Annotated in this window: 17 protein-coding genes; 9 read left to right on the forward strand and 8 right to left on the reverse strand. The window is 68.9% G+C overall.

Going from position 1 to position 18,044, the window contains the following annotated elements:
• Positions 1 to 54 precede the first annotated feature (54 nt).
• Positions 55 to 1,521: an aldehyde dehydrogenase gene (locus A5730_RS10315; protein WP_067899105.1), complete on the forward strand. Its 1,467-nt coding sequence runs from the start codon at positions 55 to 57 to the stop codon at positions 1,519 to 1,521.
• Positions 1,522 to 1,538: 17 nt separating this feature from the next.
• Here A5730_RS10315 and A5730_RS10320 read toward each other — a convergent pair whose 3' ends face one another.
• From A5730_RS10320 to A5730_RS10340, 5 genes are all read right to left on the reverse strand, one after another.
• Positions 1,539 to 1,991, reverse strand: coding sequence for a MaoC family dehydratase (locus A5730_RS10320; protein WP_067899108.1), 453 nt, complete (start codon positions 1,989 to 1,991; stop codon positions 1,539 to 1,541).
• On the reverse strand, positions 1,988 to 2,461 hold the full coding sequence (locus A5730_RS10325; protein WP_197506228.1) for a MaoC family dehydratase N-terminal domain-containing protein: 474 nt from the start codon (positions 2,459 to 2,461) through the stop codon (positions 1,988 to 1,990). Before A5730_RS10325 ends, A5730_RS10320 begins: the two co-directional genes overlap by 4 nt.
• 62 nt (positions 2,462 to 2,523) lie before the next feature.
• Positions 2,524 to 2,949: a nuclear transport factor 2 family protein gene (locus A5730_RS10330; RefSeq protein ID WP_067899111.1), complete on the reverse strand. Its 426-nt coding sequence runs from the start codon at positions 2,947 to 2,949 to the stop codon at positions 2,524 to 2,526.
• Positions 2,950 to 3,044: 95 nt separating this feature from the next.
• On the reverse strand, positions 3,045 to 4,622 hold the full coding sequence (locus A5730_RS10335; protein ID WP_067899113.1) for an AMP-binding protein: 1,578 nt from the start codon (positions 4,620 to 4,622) through the stop codon (positions 3,045 to 3,047).
• Positions 4,622 to 5,749, reverse strand: coding sequence for an aromatic ring-hydroxylating dioxygenase subunit alpha (locus A5730_RS10340; RefSeq protein WP_055402513.1), 1,128 nt, complete (start codon positions 5,747 to 5,749; stop codon positions 4,622 to 4,624). The genes A5730_RS10335 and A5730_RS10340 overlap by 1 nt, the downstream gene beginning before the upstream one ends.
• A gap of 103 nt (positions 5,750 to 5,852) precedes the next feature.
• Here A5730_RS10340 and A5730_RS10345 point away from each other — a divergent pair, with 103 nt between their 5' ends.
• On the forward strand, positions 5,853 to 7,136 hold the full coding sequence (locus A5730_RS10345) for a cytochrome P450 (RefSeq protein ID WP_369829870.1): 1,284 nt from the start codon (positions 5,853 to 5,855) through the stop codon (positions 7,134 to 7,136).
• On the opposite strand, the gene A5730_RS10350 is transcribed toward A5730_RS10345, so the two are convergent.
• Both A5730_RS10350 and A5730_RS10355 read right to left on the reverse strand, forming a co-directional pair.
• Positions 7,133 to 7,324: a ferredoxin gene (locus A5730_RS10350; protein WP_067899116.1), complete on the reverse strand. Its 192-nt coding sequence runs from the start codon at positions 7,322 to 7,324 to the stop codon at positions 7,133 to 7,135. The two genes, A5730_RS10345 and A5730_RS10350, sit on opposite strands and share 4 nt — an antisense overlap.
• A 17-nt stretch (positions 7,325 to 7,341) precedes the next feature.
• Positions 7,342 to 9,726 carry a CoA transferase gene (locus tag A5730_RS10355; protein ID WP_067899119.1) on the reverse strand — a complete coding sequence of 795 codons (2,385 nt, stop codon included), beginning with the start codon at positions 9,724 to 9,726 and terminating at the stop codon, positions 7,342 to 7,344.
• Between the two features lie 96 nt (positions 9,727 to 9,822).
• Here A5730_RS10355 and A5730_RS10360 point away from each other — a divergent pair, with 96 nt between their 5' ends.
• Positions 9,823 to 10,644, forward strand: a complete 822-nt coding sequence (locus A5730_RS10360) for a FadR/GntR family transcriptional regulator (protein WP_067899122.1) — start codon at positions 9,823 to 9,825, stop codon at positions 10,642 to 10,644.
• Between the two features lie 10 nt (positions 10,645 to 10,654).
• Positions 10,655 to 11,374, forward strand: a complete 720-nt coding sequence (locus A5730_RS10365; RefSeq protein WP_067899125.1) for an SDR family oxidoreductase — start codon at positions 10,655 to 10,657, stop codon at positions 11,372 to 11,374.
• Here A5730_RS10365 and A5730_RS10370 read toward each other — a convergent pair.
• Positions 11,337 to 12,209, reverse strand: coding sequence for an LLM class flavin-dependent oxidoreductase (locus A5730_RS10370; RefSeq protein WP_067899127.1), 873 nt, complete (start codon positions 12,207 to 12,209; stop codon positions 11,337 to 11,339). The genes A5730_RS10365 and A5730_RS10370 overlap by 38 nt on opposite strands.
• A 77-nt stretch (positions 12,210 to 12,286) precedes the next feature.
• Here A5730_RS10370 and A5730_RS10375 point away from each other — a divergent pair, with 77 nt between their 5' ends.
• From A5730_RS10375 to A5730_RS10395, 5 genes are read left to right on the forward strand one after another with little or no spacing between them, the layout of a single operon-like run.
• Entirely contained in the window at positions 12,287 to 13,351 is a 1,065-nt protein-coding gene (locus A5730_RS10375; protein WP_067899130.1) for an acyl-CoA dehydrogenase family protein, read from the forward strand.
• Entirely contained in the window at positions 13,348 to 14,454 is a 1,107-nt protein-coding gene (locus A5730_RS10380; protein ID WP_067899134.1) for an acyl-CoA dehydrogenase family protein, read from the forward strand. Before A5730_RS10375 ends, A5730_RS10380 begins: the two co-directional genes overlap by 4 nt.
• Positions 14,451 to 15,608, forward strand: coding sequence for an acyl-CoA dehydrogenase family protein (locus A5730_RS10385; RefSeq protein WP_197506223.1), 1,158 nt, complete (start codon positions 14,451 to 14,453; stop codon positions 15,606 to 15,608). Before A5730_RS10380 ends, A5730_RS10385 begins: the two co-directional genes overlap by 4 nt.
• On the forward strand, positions 15,605 to 16,540 hold the full coding sequence (locus tag A5730_RS10390; RefSeq protein ID WP_067899136.1) for an acyl-CoA dehydrogenase family protein: 936 nt from the start codon (positions 15,605 to 15,607) through the stop codon (positions 16,538 to 16,540). Before A5730_RS10385 ends, A5730_RS10390 begins: the two co-directional genes overlap by 4 nt.
• Entirely contained in the window at positions 16,537 to 18,039 is a 1,503-nt protein-coding gene (locus A5730_RS10395) for a class I adenylate-forming enzyme family protein (protein ID WP_067899139.1), read from the forward strand. The genes A5730_RS10390 and A5730_RS10395 overlap by 4 nt, the downstream gene beginning before the upstream one ends.
• Positions 18,040 to 18,044 lie beyond the last annotated feature (5 nt).

Here is an 18,044-nt window from a genome sequence, read left to right on the forward strand (position 1 = left end):
AGCGAAATCACGGTCACTGTGCCAGGTGCGCCCAACCCCACGAGGAAGTGTCCGATGACAGCAGTTGTCGACCACCGGTCCTACAGCGAACTCTTCATCGGGGGGCAGTGGCGCAAGCCCGCCAACCCCCGGCAGCTGGCCGTCATCTCCCCGCACTCGGAGGAACCGATCGGCCACGTTCAGCTGGCCGGGCCCGAGGACGTCGACGCCGCGGTCGCCGCCGCTCGAGAGGCCTTCGACCGCGGGCCGTGGCCGCGGATGACGCACGCCGAGCGCATGGCCAAGGTGGAACAGCTCGCCGGGATCTACGCCGGCCACATCGACGAGATGGCCGACCTGATCACCGACGAGATGGGCTCGCCGCGCAGTTTCAGCCGGCTGGGCCAGGCGGCGGCCGCCGCGACGCTCATCCACCTGGCGCTGGCCGCCGCGCGCGACTTTCCTTGGGAGGAGCGGCGCCAGGGCGTGCTGGGCGAGGTGCACCTGCGCCGGGCCCCGGTCGGCGTGGTCGGCGCGATCGTGCCGTGGAACGTGCCGCAGTTCCTGATCATGCCCAAACTCATCCCGGCGTTGATCGCCGGCTGCACGGTCATCATCAAGCCGGCACCCGAAACGCCCTTGGACGCTTTGTGGTTGGCGGAAATGATCGAGCAGCTCGACCTTCCCGACGGCGTCGTCTCGGTGCTGCCCGGCGGCCCCGAGATCGGCGAGGCGCTCGTGCGCCATCCGGGTGTGGACAAGATCGCGTTCACCGGTTCCAGCGCCGTCGGGCGTCGCATCGCCGCCCTGTGCGGCGAACAGCTCAAACGCGTCAGCCTGGAACTCGGCGGCAAGTCCGCGGCGATCATCCTCGACGACGCCGACATCGACAAGACCGTCGCCGGCCTGAAAACCGCCGGCCTGATGAACAACGGTCAGGCCTGTGTCGCCCAGACCCGCATCCTGGTCAGCGACCGGCGCCACGACGAGGTTGTCGACGCGCTGGCCGGCATGATGTCGGGCCTGAGCGTCGGCGATCCCGCCGATGACGCCACCGACATCGGACCCCTTGTCGCGCAACGGCAACAACGCCGCGTCCAGGACTACATCAAGTCCGGCCAGGCCGACGGCGCCCGCATGGTGCTCGGCGGCCAGGACAGCCCGTCGGCCCGGGGCTGGTATGTGCGGCCGACGCTGTTCACCGACGCCACCAACGACATGCGCATCGCCCGGGAGGAAATCTTCGGCCCGGTCTTGACCGTGCTGCGCTACCGCGACGAGGACGACGCGATCCGGATCGCCAACGAAAGCGATTACGGCCTGGCCGGTTCGGTGTGGACCTCCGACATCGCGCACGGCCTGGAGATCGCGGCGGGCGTGCGCACCGGCACCTACGGCATCAACATGTACACGCTGGACATCGGCGCGCCGTTCGGCGGCTTCAAGCAGTCCGGGATCGGGCGCGAGTTCGGCCCGGAGGGCCTCGACGAGTATGTCGAGCTTCAGACCCTGGTGTGCAAAGGGCAGTTGCCGCCCTTATAAAACCTGCGGCGACCTCGTCATCGCCCGGGGCCGTGCGGCATCTGCAAAGTGAGTTCGACCGGGCAGCACAGCGCGCCGTGCTGATTGGTCACCTGGATCTCGAGGTCGACGAGGCAGCGCGGCGGGTCCACCGAGGTGTCCAGCCGCTTGGCCACCGCGCGACCCCGGCCGATCATGGTGTCGCCGGCGTACATCGAGCCCATCAACCGCAACGAGCGCCGCACCACGCGGCTGCTCGGGCCCGCCCAATCGGTCGCGACGCGGTCGGCGAAGCCGGCGAGGTGCATCGTGTTGACGTAGATCGTCGGATTGCCTTGCCGCCGAGCGTATTCGGGGTCGAAGTGGCCCGGGAAGTAATCCCACGTCGCTCCGGCATTCTCAACCACCCGCTGGTAGCTGATGTGGTCGACCACCTCGGGCAGGTCGACCGGAACGGTGATTTCGTCGAAGCTCAGGTCGTCTGCGGTCACGACGCCGCCCCCGGCGTGAACCGGAACAACGTGTTGCGAGAGGTGGCGACCACCGCCCCGTCCCGGCGGCGGTACGTCTCCAGCGTTTCGACGAAATGGCCGACACCCAGCCGCGTCCGCTTCTCCGGTGACACCGACACCAGTTCCTCGACGACGGTGAGCACGTCGCCTTCGACGATGGGCTCTTTGAACTCAACGTCGTTGGCGGCGTTGATGAATGTGGTGCCCGGCAGCGGCACCCGCAACACCAGGGATGCCACCGGCGGCCGGCCTCGCGGCTCCCAGGGCGGCGGGATCAGCCATCCCATCAGCAAGGCCGGCGGCGCCAGGAGGCCCCCCCATTTGCTCCGGGCGAACTCGGCGTCCCAGTAGGAGCGATTGCCGTCGTGGACCATCGCGGCGAACAACTGGATGCGCGCGCCGCTGACCGCCGTGGCCGCGGTGCGCGGCTCACTGGTCGCGCCGACCATCGCCAGCGCGTCTTCGTAGGTGCCGAAGGCCAGCTGGTAACTGAGGTCCGGGTCCACGCCGCTCACATAACGAGCGGGTGCCGACTGGGCACCGAATCCCATTGCAGCGAGCGGGAAGTGAAGTACCAGCCGCCGCGCTCGTAGATCAGCGTGTCGCGGAAGATCCCGGTGGCCCGCAGCGTGGTGTCACCGAACATCGCGGCGTAAAGCACGGCGACGCAACGCTGCGTGGCATTGACGCCGTCCACCCGGATCTCGTGGTCGACCGTGACCAGGCGCTGCCCGTCGCCGCCGTCGAAGGCCGCCCGCAGGTCCTCGAATGTCTCGCCGTCGCGGTGATAGGTGGCGCCGGCGTGGCGGAAGGTGGCGATCCAGCGCTGAAGATCGCCGTCGGAGTAGGCCCGGTTGTGCCGAGCGTTCAGGTTGAGGATGGCGTCACGACCCGTGGCGGCCTGCAGCATCTGCTGCTCCTGGTAGGACATGGTCATTCTGGACTCCAGACTCTCCTGGGAAACGACTGCCAATGAGGGGACGGACGTAACATTAAAGTAACTTTCCGACGATTACGTAACATTAACGTAACTTACCGGCTAACGATATAACCCTGAGCTTCACGATCCCACGCCTTTCGAGTCACCCCCCGCTCGCGCAACAAGTCCTTGCGTATCCGCCCGATGACATTCTTCGGGAGCTCGTCGACGGTCTCGACGAATCGCGGCACGCAAAAGTAGGGCATCCGGGCCGCGCAGAAATCGAGCAACTCGGTGTAATCGACTGTGGCCCCGGGCTGCAACGTCACCACCACCAGGATGTCGTCTTCGCCCAAGTCGCTGGGCACTCCGACCGCGGCGGCTTCGGCCACGGCGGGATGGCTCATCACGACGGTTTCCACCTCGACCGAGGAGACGTTTTCGCCGCGCCGGCGCAGCGAGTCTTTCTTGCGGTCGACGTAGGTCAGGTTGCCCTCGGCGTCGAACCGGCCGAGATCGCCGGTGCGAAACCATTCTTGGTGTGGGATCACCCGCAGCCCTTGGCCGACGTAGCCCTCGCTCATGACGTGGGGATGGCGCGGCCGGCAGGTGATCTCGCCGAGCGCGCCGGCGGGCACCGGATCGCCACCGTCGTCGACGATCCGGACGTCGAAATTCGGATTCGGCCGGCCCGACGTCCCGGGAACCCCGTCGTCGGCGAGGGCCTTGACGGCGATCGGGAAGGCCTCGGTCATCCCGTACATCGTCACAAGGCGGCAGCCGTAACGCTTTTCGATGTCGCGGTAGGCCTCGGCGGGAATCGGTGCCGCGGAGATGAACCGCAACGGCAGCTGCCCGTCGCGCGGATCCGCCGGCAAATTCCGCAGCATGGCTACCATCGCGCCGGCGCCGGCGAAGCCGGCGGCGCCGCGGGCGCGGATGTCGTCCCACACCTGGCCGGGGTGAAACGCTTGGGCCAGCGCCGTCGTCGCGCCCAGCAGCATCGGCGCCAGCACGCTGGGCGCCGCGCTGAGGTGAAACAGCGGCATCGCCGTCCACAGCACCTCCCCGGCGCGCAATTCCCAGGCCGACGCGACCGTCGCGGCCACCGTGAACAGGTAATGCCAAGTCGTGGCAACCGCTTTCGACGGGCCGGTGGTTCCCGACGTGTAGAAGAGGCAGCCCACCTCCCCCGCCCCCTCGGCGGCGTCGGCGACCGGCCGGCCGGCGGCACGGTTCAGCGCCGCCTCGAGCGAATCACCTTGCAGCACAACGCTAGGCACGTGATCCAGCGCGCCGGCGACCTCGTCGACCCGGGCCCGGCGCTCGGCATCGGTGAGGATCACCTTGGCCCGCGACAGCCGCAGGGTGTGCGCCAGGAAGTCGCCCTTGTTCGCGGCGTTGACCGCCGCGCTTATCGCGCCGATGCGCGCCGCACCCAACCAGAAGTAGACCCATTCCGGGCACGTTCCGGTGAACAAGGCCACGCCGTCGCCGCGGCCAACACCCAAGTCGGTCAGCATGTTCGCCGCGGCGCAGGACCGCCGCCGCATCTGCTCGAAGGTCACGTCGACACCGCCGATCGACATCATCACCCGGTCGGGATGCTGCTCGGCGCGCCGATCGAGCACAGCCGGCACGGTGAAGCTGTCGACGCCGAAGTCGGAGGGCCCCAGCGGCTGACTCGGCATCAGGCTTTGGCGGCCGCCGGGTCGGGCTCACCGGCCGCGGTGTAGCCGAAGTCGGACGGCGCGGGCTGCGGGCCCGGGTAGAAGCGGTGGGCCCAGCGGCGAAGGGCCGCATAGTCATGCGCCTCTTCGGGAGCCAGGTTCGGCTTCTCCAGGTACTTCATGTTCTCCCAGGTGAAGAAGTCCTGTTTGATGACCTCTTGCTGCAGCGCCAGGAATTTGGCCGCGCGACCGGTCGGCACGTCGCCCGTGTCGCCGGGCTCGCGCACGGACGCCTGGGTATAGAAGTAATCGGTGTAGTCCTCGTCCACCGGCGTCTGCCCGGTCACCTGGACCGTGGCCACCAGCTCGCTGGGGAACCGGACGACCCCCAGCCCCAGCGAGTAGTTGTCGTAAATGATCTTGGCGTCGACGGGCCCGTTGGGGGTCAGCCAGGTTGACGCGCGGCCGCCGCCGAAATGGGCGTTGACGGTGGCGTGCAGGTGGTAGCCGGACACCTCGAATGACGCGGTGGTGGCCGGGTTGGCGGCCTTGTGCACGTATTGCACGTGGTAGGGGTCGGCGGCGTTTTCGATGATCATCTGCGGGTGCACCTTCACCCGGTTGAGCATCTGGGTGTGCGGGTGCAGCGGGTAATACTCGTCGGTCTCCAGCTCGGGCAGCACCGGGGGCTGCCAGTACGGCGCCCGGCCGTGACGCTCGTGCCAGGCCAGCACGAAGCCGTACCACTCCACGGTCGGGTAGGTGCGGATGCGGACGTTGTTCTTGCAACCGATCTTGCTGTAGGGAATCAGCGCATTCGTGCCGTCGCCCCGCCAGCGCCAGCCGTGCCACGGGCAGACGATGTTGTCGCCTTCCACCGTGCCGCCGACACCCAGGTTGGCGCCGAGGTGCTGGCAATAGGCGTCCATCACGTGCACCCGGCCGGACTCGGTGCGGAAGATGACGAGCTCCTCGCCGAAGTAGTGCGCCCGCTTGACGTCACCGGCGGCCAGGTCGGAGCCGAAGGCGACGATGAACCAGCCCGTCGGGAACCGATAGGTCGACAGCGCGATGCCGGACTGCCCGAACTCGCGTTCCGAGGGATCTCCGGCCGGATCCGACGCCGGGTCCGAAATTGTATGCGTCACGAGCTCTCCATATCCCGCCCTGACCGAGGCGAGCCGAGCGCAACTGGGCCGCCCATCACTCACCGCGGTTCGACGACAAGGTCTATTTTTACTATTTTAAGCATTGAACGTCAACGCGGCGCCAACGCGCCCGGCCAGAGCGGAGTTCCAGATGACGGCTGCGGCAGTCGACCTTTCCGACTTTGCCCTGTGGCGCAACGGGTTTCCCGACGAGTTGTTCGCGGAGTTGCGGCGCAGCCGGCCCCTGTTCCGGCACGAACTGACCCCCGGGGTCGCCCAGACGGTGCACCGGGATTTCTGGGTGGCGACCAAACACCGGCACGCCGTCCGCCTGCATCGCGACACCGAGTCGTTCACCGCGGCCGACGGGCCGCTCATCCAGCCGGTCGCGATGTTCTCCTCGTCGCCGACGATCATCACGCTCGACCCTCCGGACCTGAACAAACGCCGCAAACTCATCTCGAACGCGTTCAATCCCCGAGCCATCGCCAAGCTGGAGGACGGCATCCGGGCCCGCGCGCGACGGATGATCGACGACCTGCTCGCCGCGGGCGGCGGCGATTGGATCGCCGACGTCGCCGACGCGTTGCCGATGACGGTGATCGGCGACATCCTCGGCATCCCGGAGGAGGACCGACCGCGGGTCTTCGACCTCTTCGACCGCATCCTGAAGGCGCTCGCCCCGGAAGCGAGCCCGAGCGGGCACGTGGAAGTGGAGCTCTTTGCGTCCGTATTCGACTACGCGATGGAGCTGACCGCCGAGAAGCGGCGCAACCCCACCGATGACATCTGGAGCACCCTCGCGTCGGCGGTGATCACCGGCGACGACGGCGTGGAATTCCGGTTGCCCCCCAACGAACTCGAATTCTTTTTCTTCGTCCTGGCTTTCGCCGGCAGCGACACCACGAAGAACGCCCTGGCGATCGGGCTGCAGGCCTTCCTGGCCAACCCGCAGCAGGTCGAGCGCTATCGCTCCGACGAAGGCCTGCGGCCGCCGGCCATCGAGGAGGTGTTGCGCTGGGCGTCCCCGGTGGCCTACTGGACGCGCACCGCCAAGGTCGACGTCGAAATGGACGGCCAGCACATCGCCAAGGGCGAGCGCGTGGTGTCGACGCTGCGGTCGGCGAACCGCGACGAGGACGTCTTCTCCTCACCGTTCACGTTCGATATCGGCCGGCAACCGAACCCGCACGTGGCGTTCGGCGGCGGCGGACCGCACCACTGCCTCGGCGCGATGCTGGCCCGCGCCGAACTCCGCGCGGTCTTCGACGAGCTGTTGTTGCGCTGCGACGATATCGAGATCGGGCCGGCCACTGTGGCTCACCCGAACCTGATGACGAACATGTCGATCTACGACGACATGCCGATCTCGGTGACCGCGCGCTAATCGATCAGCCGCAGCGCGGCCTTGGGGCACTGGTCCACCGCGGCGCGCACGTCGATCTCCAACCGCGGCGGGACGGGGCCCTCCGCGATCTGCACGACGTCCTCGTCGCCAAGTTCGAAAACCTCCGGTGCCAGCGATTCGCAGAAGCCATTGGCCTCGCACAGGTTTTCATCAACCGTCACGCGCATCAGCTGCCCTCCACTCCTTAAAGGCCCTTGGGTCGGGTCCCGATCACCCCGCTGGTTGCGAGGCGCGTCAGTTCTTCGTAACTCAGCCCGCACCGTTCGCGCAGTATCTCCTCATTGTGCTCGCCCAACCGCGGCGGCGGACGCCGCAGCCACTCGTCCTGACCGGCCAGCCGGGCGAACGGTGGGCAGGGATAGAGGCCCGCGCCCGTGCTCGGGTGGTGCAGGGTCTCCAAAAACCCCCGATGGCGTAGCTGCGGATTGTCGGTGACCAGCGACGGCGACACCACCGGCGCGGCGGGAACGCCGGCGGCGGCCAGCCGCTCCACCGTCGACTGAAGGGGTTGGCCTGCAAACCAATCCGCGAGCCGGCGATCGACGTCGTCCGCCCGCTGCCGCCGCCCGGCGACGGTGGCCAGCCCCTCGTCGCACCACGAGGGTCGGCCCATCAACTCGACCAGGGCACGCCACTGGGCGTCGTCGCGCACGGTGACGGCGATCCAGTCGTCGTCGCCGGCACACCGGTAGATGTTCTGGATCGCCTCGCCGTGACCGCGATTGCCCCGGCGGGTCATCGTCGTCCCGAAGACCTCAGCTTCGATCGCCTGAATCGCGGTGGCGTTCAGCACCGTTTCCAGCATCGGCAGCTCGACCAGCTGGCCCGAACCGGTGCGGTCGGCGAAGGTCAGCGCGGCCAGCACGGCGAACGCGGCGTGCACCCCGGCCAACGGATCGCAGGCCCCGCGCGGGGTCACCGGCGGGGCATCCGGCAACCCGGTCACCCAGGCCAGACCGGCGATCTGCTCCATGGTCGGGGCGAACCCGACCCGGTCCCGCCACGGCCCGCCCAGCCCGAACGCGGGCATCCGGGCAACGACTAGCTTGGGGTTGACGTTCAGCAGCGCCTCGGCGGTCAGGCCGAACTGGTCCATCACCCGCGGCGAGAAATTCTCGATCACCACGTCCGCACCGGCGGCCAGCTCGGTGAACAGGCGACGCCCGTCGTCGGAACCCAAATCCAATGTGACGGAACGCTTGTTGGTGTTCATCGCGTGGAACACCCAGCCGTATTCCCACCAATCGTCGACATCGGTGCGCATGCCGCCGGAATATCGGATGCCGTCGGGCCGCTGGATCGACTCCACCTTGACAACGTCGGCACCGAACGCGGCCAGTAGATGGGTGGCCGCGGGACCGGCCCAGAACGCGGTCAGGTCGACGATGCGCACACCCGCCAGGGGCAGCCCACGCACGTCCGGGCTCACCTCGGATCCCCTTAGCCACCAAGGATTCTCGTCGTTGTCGGCACCCAGGGCCGGGGCGGCCTGCCGCGGGGCGGGCGCGCACGCCGACATCAGCCACGGCGGCCGGGGCTGGTGGAAGCCGGCGGGATTGGCGATGAACACCCCCCGCTGCGTCACGTACTCCAACTGGCGGATCGTGGAGCCGTTGCCCAGCGCCGCGATGGGCAACCGGAACAATTGGCCGAGCTCGACGACCTCCTCGACCGTCCGCTCGGCCAGCCACGGGCCGATCTGTTCGCGGATCATGTCGCGATAGGCCCACCGGCCGATCTGGAAGCGCAGCTGCTCGATCTCCTCCAGTTGCGGGCACTCGACCATCGCGCAGAAGTCCAGCCACTGCTGGCCGGTGACCATGGTGATCCCGACGTAGCCGTCTTTGGCGGGCTCGATCGATGGCACCTCGAGCGTGCGACGGACCGGGGGAACGCGCAGCAGCTGGGAGTGCAGCCATTCGCTGCTCTGCATCGCGGTCAACGCCTCCAGCATGGACAGATCGAGGTGCTCGCCGGGGCCGCCACGCTCCACCCGACGGCGCAGGGCCAGTACGCCGAAAGCCGCGTACACGCCGCCCATGTACTCCCCCAGGTCGCCGCCGATGGAGATGGGCGGCCCGGCGGGATCGCCACGGAAGCCCGGCGAGCCCGCCCACGCTTGCAGGGTGAATTCGCTGGCGGCCCGCTCCGCATAGGGGCCCGTCCACCCGAAGTCGGAGATCGTGACGACGATCGCGTGCGGCGAGGCGGCCAGCAGCCGCTGCGGGTCGACGCCCAGCGCCGCGGCCCGCGCCCGGCCCGCGGTGACCACGACGACGTCCGCGCCGGCCAGTTCGTCCGAGAACCGCTGCGTGTCGGGCGGGTACGTCATGCTGCGCTTGCCGGCGTTGAGGTAGGCGAAAAACGGCGAGCTCTGCCCGTCCGGCACCGTCGATTGCGTCGCGGAGTACCGGCGGAGCCAATCTCCTTGCGCCGGTTCGATTTTGCGCACCTGCGCGCCGGCGTCGGCCAGTAGCTTCCCGCAGTAGCTGCCGGCTATCCGGTCACTGATCTCGATGACACGCAGGTCATGCAGCGGTGCCGGGTGGCTGTCGGACCGCTCGCTCACTTACACCGCCCTCCCGACCGGCACGCGATCGAAGAAGCTATTTATACCATTACTGCTAAAATAGCTAAGCCAGCGAGTTGTTTTTTCGAGGATCGGATGACCGCCTTGGGAATTGGGCACGACGCCCGTCGCCGATTGTCGGCGCCGCGGATCGCCGAAATCGTAGCCGACGAGCTGCGCCGCCAGATCATCAACGGCGAGCTCGCCGACGGCGACCTGTTGCCGCGCCAAGAGGTGCTCGTCGAACAGTTCAACGTGAGCCTGGTTTCCCTGCGCGAAGCGCTGCGGATCCTGGAAACCGAGGGGCTGGTTTCGGTCCGGCGGGGTAACCGCGGGGGCGCCGTCGTGCACGCCCCGGCGAAGACCAGCGCCGCGTACATGCTCGGGCTGCTGCTGCAAAGCGAGTCCGTCGCGGTCGCCGACCTCGGCATGGCGTTGCAGGAACTCGAGCCCGCGTGCGCCGCGCTGGCCGCGCGCCGCCCCGACCGGGCCGACACCCTGGTCCCCGAGCTCAACCGCGTCAACGAGTCCATGGCCGACAACATCGAGGACGGCGGCCTGTTCACCGAAATCGGCCGCGAATTCCACGATCTCGTGGTTCGCGGCTGCGGCAACCACACTATCATCGCGGTGGTCGGCAGCCTGGAAACGCTGTGGACCAGCCACGAACAACAGTGGGCGGACGAGAGCGCGGCGCGCGGCACCTACCCGTCGCTGGCTCAACGCCGCGCGGTGCTCAGCACGCACGTCAAGCTGACCGAGACCATCGCGGAGGGCGACGTGGACCGGGCGCGCCGCATCGCGGGTCGTCATCTCGCCGACACCCAGACCTATGTGCTCTCCGGCCGGCACGATCAACGAATTCACGCGCTGTCGCCGCAGGCGCTGTCGCGGACGCGGGACTTCCGCCAACCCTAAAGAGGCAGCCTTGAGAACCGCATTGGTCACCGGCGGCAGCGGCGGGATCGGCAAGGGGTGCGCTCGCAAGCTGGTGGAGCTGGGCTACGACGTGGTGCTGGCGGCGCGCCGCGAGGCCCCGTTGCGGGCGGCCGCCGCGGAGATCGGCGCGCGCCACATCGTGGCCGATGCATCGGACCCGGCCGGATTTGCCGCTGCCACAAGCGTATTGGAGCGGATCGACCTCCTCGTGCACGCCGCCGGCACGCTGGGCGGAACGTACGCCCGCAAGCAGACGTTCGAGCAGTGGCGGACCATCCTCTCGGCCAACCTGGATTCCTGCTTCGTGGTGACCGCCGCCGCGCTGCCACGGATGCGGGCGGGCTCGCGGTTCGTGTTCGTCTCGTCGTCGGCGGCGCACGAGCCGATGATGGCCCGGACCGCCTACTCGGCGTCGAAGGCCGGCATGAACGCGTTCGCCCGCGCCCTGGCGGCCGAAGTCGACCGCGACGGCATCGCCGTGCACATCGTCACGCCGGGCCCGGTGGAAACCGAGATGCTGCAGGACGTTCCCTTCGAGATGCACGCGATCCAGGTGTCCGACGTCGCCGAGGCCGTCGCGTGGCTGGACACCGTCGACCCGTCGGTCGACCTGCCGGAGATCCGGCTCAGCGCGGTGCCGCGCGGGCCGTTCGCCCGGCCGCCCGTCGTGCCTACGGAAGCCCGGCGCCGGCGGCAGCAAACGCCTTGATCACCGTTTCGCCGAACTCGTGCAGGGAATCGGGAACCGCGAAGTCGGCGAACCACACATAGAACCGCTCCACCCGCTGGGCGGCCAGCCCGGCGAAGTGAGCGATCAGCTCGTCGGCGTCGCCGCACACCAGCCCGGACCCCAGGTTGCCGAACCGGCGCGTGCTCACTTCGCGCACCTTGTCCGGATCGCCGCCCACCCGCACGAACCCCACCATCTGCTGAATTGAGACCCGGGCCGTCCCCGCGGCGGGAACCAGCGTGGACAGCTTGTCGAGGTGGTTCGCCGGTAGGTTCCACCAATCCGCGTATGTGCGAACGAGTTTCATCATCCGGGGCCCGGTGCCGCCCAGGACGAGCGGGATCGGATGAGACCTGCGGGGGGCCTGCGCGGCCGGGCCGGCCTGCGGATCGTCACCCCAGTACCGCCGCAGCAGCGCCAGGTGCCGCTCCAGCTGCTCGACCCTGGCCACCGCATCCCGCTGGCCGACATCGAATCGGGCGAACTCCGCGGGCCAGGACCCCGCGCCGAGGCCCAGATCGAATCTGCCGTTCGACGCCTCCGACAGGGTGACGGCTTGTTTGGCCAACACGGCGGGGTGCCGAAACGCGTCGCACAGCACCAGGTGGCCGATGCGCAGCCGTTCGGTCTTGGCCGCCACCCAGCTGGCGACGCCCATTGCCTCCCAGATGCTTTCGTCGGGCAGGCCCGGCGCCTCGAGGTGATCGATGAACGCCATGCCGTCGAAGCCGCTGGCCTCGGCGTGACGTGCCCGCTCCGCGATGTCGGCCACCGACAGCCGCACCTGCGGCAGGAACAAATACCACTCGACCATGCGCCCACCTAATGCGTGTTCCCGTGCGATTGCGAACCGGGCCGCTAGTTTACTATTTTTATTATGTTAGGGGTCTTATGGATGTCGGACTGAGTTCGGAGCAGCTGTCGCTGCGCGACAACGTGCGCGACATCCTCCGCGCGGAGTGCCCGCCCGACTCCGCTCGCCAGGCGATGACGGATCTGGAGCGCTGGCGCACGCTGTGGAAGACGGTGGTGGACCTCGGCTGGACGGAACTGGCGGCGCCCGGGGCCGGCGACTACGGACCGGTCGAGCTCGCCGTGGTGCTCGAGGAATGCGGCGCCGCGATCGCGCCGATTCCGCTGCTGAGCAGCGTCGGCCTGGCCGCCGGCGCGTTGCGGGGCGCCGGCCTCGACGCGGTTCTCGACGACATCGCGGGCGGTGTCGTCGCCACCCTGGCCGTGCACTCCCGGGGATCCCGGCTGCCCGGTGCGCCGATGACGCTGCGCGGCGGCCGCCTGCGCGGGCGAGCGGTCGCGGTCCCCAACCTGTCCCGTTCTGAACTGCTGGTGACCCTGGCGCACTCCGATGACGGCACCGTGGTTGCGGTCGCCCGCTGCGGCGCGGGGGTGACCGTGGTCGCGGGGGAATCGACCGACCCCGCGCAGCCGCTGGCGGACGTCGAGGTCGACGCCGAGCCGCTGGCCACCGCGCCCGTCGACATCGAAAAGGCGTTGACGGCGCCCATGGTCGCCGCGGCCGCCGACCTGGTCGGCACGGCGAGCGCCGCCCTGCATCGCGCCGTCGAACACGCGAAGACGCGCCGCCAGTTCGGCACACCGATCGGCGCGTTCCAGGGAATCAAGCACGCGCTCGCCGACAACTACGTCGGACTGGAGCGCGCCCGCAGCCTCACCTACGCAGCCGCCGCCCGCCTCGGCGACCCGGCCACACACCCCGCGGATGCCTGGACCGCCGCGGCGCTGGCCAAGGCGGCGGCCGGTGATGCGGCCGGCAATTGCGCGCGAACCGCGGTCCAGGTGCACGGCGCGCTCGGGCAGACCTGGGAGCACGACGCCCACCTCTACGTCCGGCACGCCTGGCAGGCCGCCGCCATGCTGGGCGACAGCCGCGCGCTCTATCACGAGGTGGGCCGCCGCTTCGCGGGAGGCGCGGCATGACCGCGCCTGTATCGATAGTCGACGAATTCGGCGCGTGGCTGACGGACTTTCTGCCGAGGGACTATTACGACAACTATCGCGACTACCGCTGGGACCTGAAGCTGCGGCGCGATTACCAGCGGGCGGCCTTCGAGGCCGGCTGGCTACAACCGACCTGGACTCGCGAACACGGCGGCCGGTCGCTGGGCCTGCGCGACGCCATGGAGGTGCGGCTCGAGGCGGCGATGCGGTCCGCCCCCAAGCTGCCCAACATCGCCGGCCCCAACGTCGCCGCACCCGGCATCCGCCAGTTCGGCACGCCGGCCCAGGTCGACCGCCTCCTGGTGCCGCTGCTGCGCGGTGACGAATGGTGGGCGCTGGGCATGTCCGAGCCGGAAGCCGGTTCGGATTTCGCCGGCCTGCGCACGCGCGCCGAACGCCACGGGGACAGCTTCTGCGTCAACGGGCACAAGATCTGGACCACCCAAGCCCACGAGTCGCGATGGTGCACGCTGTACGCCCGGACCGACCCGGCGGCGCCGAAACACCGTGGCATTTCGTGCCTCATCCTCGACTTGCACTCGCCCGGGGTGCGCATCGAGCCCATCCGGATGGCCTCGATCTCCGACGAGACTTTCTGCGAGGTCTTTCTCGACGACGTCGAGGTGCCCGCGGAAAACCTGCTCGGACCCCTGCACGGTGGGTGGAACGTCGCCTTGTCGTCGCTGCACCACGAACGCCAGATGATCTGGATCATGAACTGGGTCGAAATCAAGCGCGGGCTGGATGCGGTGCGCGGGGCGCAGCCGACCGCCGACATCTGCACGGAGCTCGGCTCGCTGCTCGCGGACGCCGAAGCGTTGCGGGCCACCGGCTACCGCGCCATGGGCAACGAGCTGGCCGGACGGCCGAGCCCGGAGGCCGACACCATGAAGCTGCTGGGATCGGTTACCTTGCAGCGCGTTTGGGAGCTGGCCGCCGTCGCCGAGGGGACGCAGTCGCTCTGCGATCCGGATCTGCTCTTCGAACGCCAGGACGCGCTGGCCGCGACCATCTACGGCGGAACATCGGAGGTCCAGCGCAACATCATCGCCGAGCGGCTGCTCGGGCTGCCGAAGGGATGACGACGATGGATTACGACCTCGGCGACGACGCCGCTCAACTGCGAAAGCACCTGCGCGAGCTGGTTTCCAACAACATCCCCGCCGACTTCCTCGGCGCCTGCACCGAGAACCCGCGCGACCTGGCCACCACCGAGACGTTCTGCAAACTGCTGGCGGCCGAGGGCCTGCTGGCGTTGGCCTGGCCGAAAGAGCATGGCGGCGGCGGCGGTTCGGTCTGGCAGCAGACCGTGCTGCGCGAGGAGATGTGGGCCCAGCACGAGCCCCGCGGCCCGCAGTACATGGGAATCAACTGGGTGGGTCCGGCCCTGATGCGTTACGGAACGGCCGAACAGAAGGCCAAGCACCTGGCCGCCATCGCCGCCGGCGACGTGATCTGGTGCCAGGGCTTCTCCGAGCCGGAGGCCGGTACCGACCTGGCCTCGCTGCGCACGCGTGCCGTCCCGGATGGGGACGGTTGGCGCATCACCGGCCAGAAGGTATGGACGTCGTACGCTTTGATGGCGTCGTGGTGCGTGCTGGCGGCGTGCACCGATCCCGAGGCGCCAAAACCCAAGCGCCTCACGCTCTTTCTGATCCCGATGGACCGCCCCGGCTTCACCGTCCGACCCATCGGGTCGATGCTGGGACCGCATCACCTCAACGAGATGTTCCTCGACGACGTGCAGGCGTTCCCCGGCGACGTTCTCGGCGAGGTCGGCGACGGCTGGCGCGTCATGCGCGAGGCGCTGGCCTTCGAGCGGGTCGGCATCGCCCGCTACGCGCGTTGCGAATCCCTGCTCGACCGAATGAGCACCGCGCTCGGTGACGACTGGGGCGCGCTGCCGGAATCGCTGCGCTCCCGGTGGGTGCGGGCGCTCGTCGATCTGCGGGTGGCCCGGCTGCTGGCGTATCGCGCGGTGTCGTTGCAGGACGACCCCGCGGCCGGCGCGGCGGCCCGCGCCGCCCGCATCGCCACCACGACCTGCGACCAGCAGGTCGCCGAACTACTTTTCGACGTGCTGGGCCCGGTCGCGTTGGACAGCGGCGCCGGTGCCGCACTGCACGGGGCGATCGAAGACCATTGGCGTTACGCACAGGCGGCCACCGTGGCATCGGGCACCATCGAGGTGCAGAAGATGCTGGTGGCCCGGGACGTGTTGGGAGAACACCGGTGAAAACCGATCTGCCACAAGACATCAGCGACTTCGCCGCCGTCGCGGCCAAGCGGCTCACCCGGCTGGGCGGCCCGCAGGCGGCGTTGCGCGCCGAAACGGACGACGGTGTCCGGGACGCCGCCCGCGCGGCCCTGACCGAGGTCGGCGCCTTCGAGCTCGATGTCCGGTCGGCGCCCGACGACCTGCTCGCGGCGGCCGTGTTGTGCCGCGCGGCCGGGGCGACTGTGTTGCCCTATCCCCTCGTCGAGGAGTTGCTCTCGATCGACGGCGCGCGGCTCGCCCTGGTCAACCCCGAGGCGCCGCGCATCGACCACGGCGACCTGCCCGGCGACTGGGTGGCCGCTGACTTGGACGGCAACCGGTACCGCCCCCGGGCCGCGTCACGCACCGACGCCAAACTGGGCCCGTTCCTGGTGCCCGCTTCCCTCGACGCACCTGATGGCACGATTCCGGCCGACGACGTTAACCTTCATCTCGTGCTGGGATCATGGCGGATTCTGGGATCGGTGCAGCAGGCGCTGCAGATCGTCACCGATCACGTGCGCTCCCGCATCCAGTTCGGCAAGCCGCTGGCGGACTTCCAGGCCGTCAGGTTCGCCGTGGCCGAGGCCGCCGTCGCCGTGCGCGGACTGCACGAGTTGGCGAAATACACCATCTGCCGCCCGGAATCGCTGCCGACGCAGGTTCGCTCCTCGGACGCGCTGGTTCTGCGGCTCAAGGCATCCGACACCGCCCGGCAGGTGTTGCGCACGTCCCATCAATTGCTCGGCGCGCTGGGCTTCTGCGATGAGTCCGACGTGAGCGTGCTCGACCGGCACACCCAACCGCTGATCCGCTTGCCGCTGGGTGCCGAGGGGCTGGCGTTGCGGCTCATCCCGGGCGTCCCGGACGGCTCCCTGGAGACGCTGTTCAGCGGGCCGGTATCGGCGTGAGCACCACCGAACCGATCGAGGCCGAAGGCGCGGCGAACCCGCTAGCTGACGGAATCCCGTTCGGGGTCAAGCTTTCCGAGCTCGCCGAGCAGCGTCGAGACGAGCCGGGGGTGACCATCGTCGCCCTCGACGGCACCGCGGAGTCACTGACGTTCGGTGAGCTCGACGCCCGCGCCAACCAGTGGGGACGCGCGCTGGCCGCCAACGGAGCCGAGCTCGGTTCCCTTGTGGCGCTGGCAATTCCGAATTCGGCGCACCTGGTCCTGGCCACGCTGGGCTGTTGGAAGATCGGCGCCGTCCCCGTTCCCATGCACTGGGATCTGCCCGAATGGGAGCGGGACCGGGTGCGCGAGGTCATCGATCCCGCCGTCGTCGTCGATGAGGCGAGTCGGTGGCGCCTCGAGGGGCAGGCCGCGGCCGAGTCCAACGACCCGATGCCGGTGGCCGTGTCCCCCAACGTCAACGGCATCTGCAGCAGCGGTTCGACCGGAATCCCGAAGGTGATCCTCAGCCTGGCGCCGTCGCTCTGGACGCCACAGCACGGCGAGCCGTTCCTGTCGAACTGGACGCCGGTGGCCCAGCCGCAGACCATCATGGTGCCCGCGCCGATGTATCACACCAACGGCTTCGCCACCTTCTTCTTCCTGCTGGCCGGCGACCATCTGGTGATACTGGAAAAGTTCGATGCCGCACTGGTTCTCGATGTGATCGAACGCTTCAAGATCACCAATTTCACGGCCACGCCCACGATGCTCGCCCGGATAGCGGCCCGGCCGGATGTCCGGGAACGCGACCTGTCCAGCATCGTGTTCGTCCTGCAGGGCGCCGCGGTGATGCCGCCGTCGCTCATGCATACCTGGTTCGAGTTGTTGAGCCCGCAGCAGATCGTGTCGGCATACGGCATGACGGAGAACCTCGGGCTGACCGCACTGCGGGGTGACGAGTGGCTCGCTCATCCGGGCAGCGTCGGCCGCGGATTCCGGGACACCGAGATCCGGATTCTCGACGCCGGCACCAGACAGCTCGGCCCGGGCGAGCACGGCGAAATCTATCTGCGCGCACCGATGAGCGCGGGGTCCCGCTACGTGGGCGGCGCGGCGCCGCTGCCCTCGACCGAGGACGGCTTCCGCTCCGCGGGCGACATCGGCTACCTCGACGAGGACGGCTACCTCTACATCGTCGACCGCCGGGTCGACATGATCGTCACCGGCGGCGCGAATGTGTTTCCGGCGGAAGTGGAGTCGGCCTTGGCGGGCCACCCCGAGATCGCCGACGTCGTCGTGATCGGCCTCGCCGATGCGCAGTGGGGACGACGGGTGCATGCGGTGGTGCAGCTCGCCGACGGCGCGACGCTCACCGAGGACGACGTGATCGAGTACGCGAAGAGCCGGCTCGCCCACTACAAGGCCCCCAAGACCGTCGAGTTCGTCGACGCCATCCCCCGCACCGCGGCGACCAAGGTCAACCGCTCGGCGATGATCGAGGCGCGGGGCGGCTGAGGGCC

The organism is Mycobacterium sp. ACS4054, from assembly GCF_001667275.1.
Taxonomy (GTDB): domain Bacteria; phylum Actinomycetota; class Actinomycetes; order Mycobacteriales; family Mycobacteriaceae; genus Mycobacterium.

Coding starts and splice junctions, on each gene's coding strand:
- A5730_RS10360 (WP_067899122.1), top strand. CDS start 9,823: ATGACCGCCTTGGGAATTGGGCACGACGCCCGTCGCCGATTGTCGGCG.
- A5730_RS10330 (WP_067899111.1), bottom strand. CDS start 2,949: ATGACCATGTCCTACCAGGAGCAGCAGATGCTGCAGGCCGCCACGGGT.
- A5730_RS10370 (WP_067899127.1), bottom strand. CDS start 12,209: ATGGTCGAGTGGTATTTGTTCCTGCCGCAGGTGCGGCTGTCGGTGGCC.
- A5730_RS10335 (WP_067899113.1), bottom strand. CDS start 4,622: ATGCCGAGTCAGCCGCTGGGGCCCTCCGACTTCGGCGTCGACAGCTTC.
- A5730_RS10375 (WP_067899130.1), top strand. CDS start 12,287: ATGGATGTCGGACTGAGTTCGGAGCAGCTGTCGCTGCGCGACAACGTG.
- A5730_RS10385 (WP_197506223.1), top strand. CDS start 14,451: ATGACGACGATGGATTACGACCTCGGCGACGACGCCGCTCAACTGCGA.
- A5730_RS10315 (WP_067899105.1), top strand. CDS start 55: ATGACAGCAGTTGTCGACCACCGGTCCTACAGCGAACTCTTCATCGGG.
- A5730_RS10380 (WP_067899134.1), top strand. CDS start 13,348: ATGACCGCGCCTGTATCGATAGTCGACGAATTCGGCGCGTGGCTGACG.
- A5730_RS10325 (WP_197506228.1), bottom strand. CDS start 2,461: ATGGTCGGCGCGACCAGTGAGCCGCGCACCGCGGCCACGGCGGTCAGC.
- A5730_RS10350 (WP_067899116.1), bottom strand. CDS start 7,324: ATGCGCGTGACGGTTGATGAAAACCTGTGCGAGGCCAATGGCTTCTGC.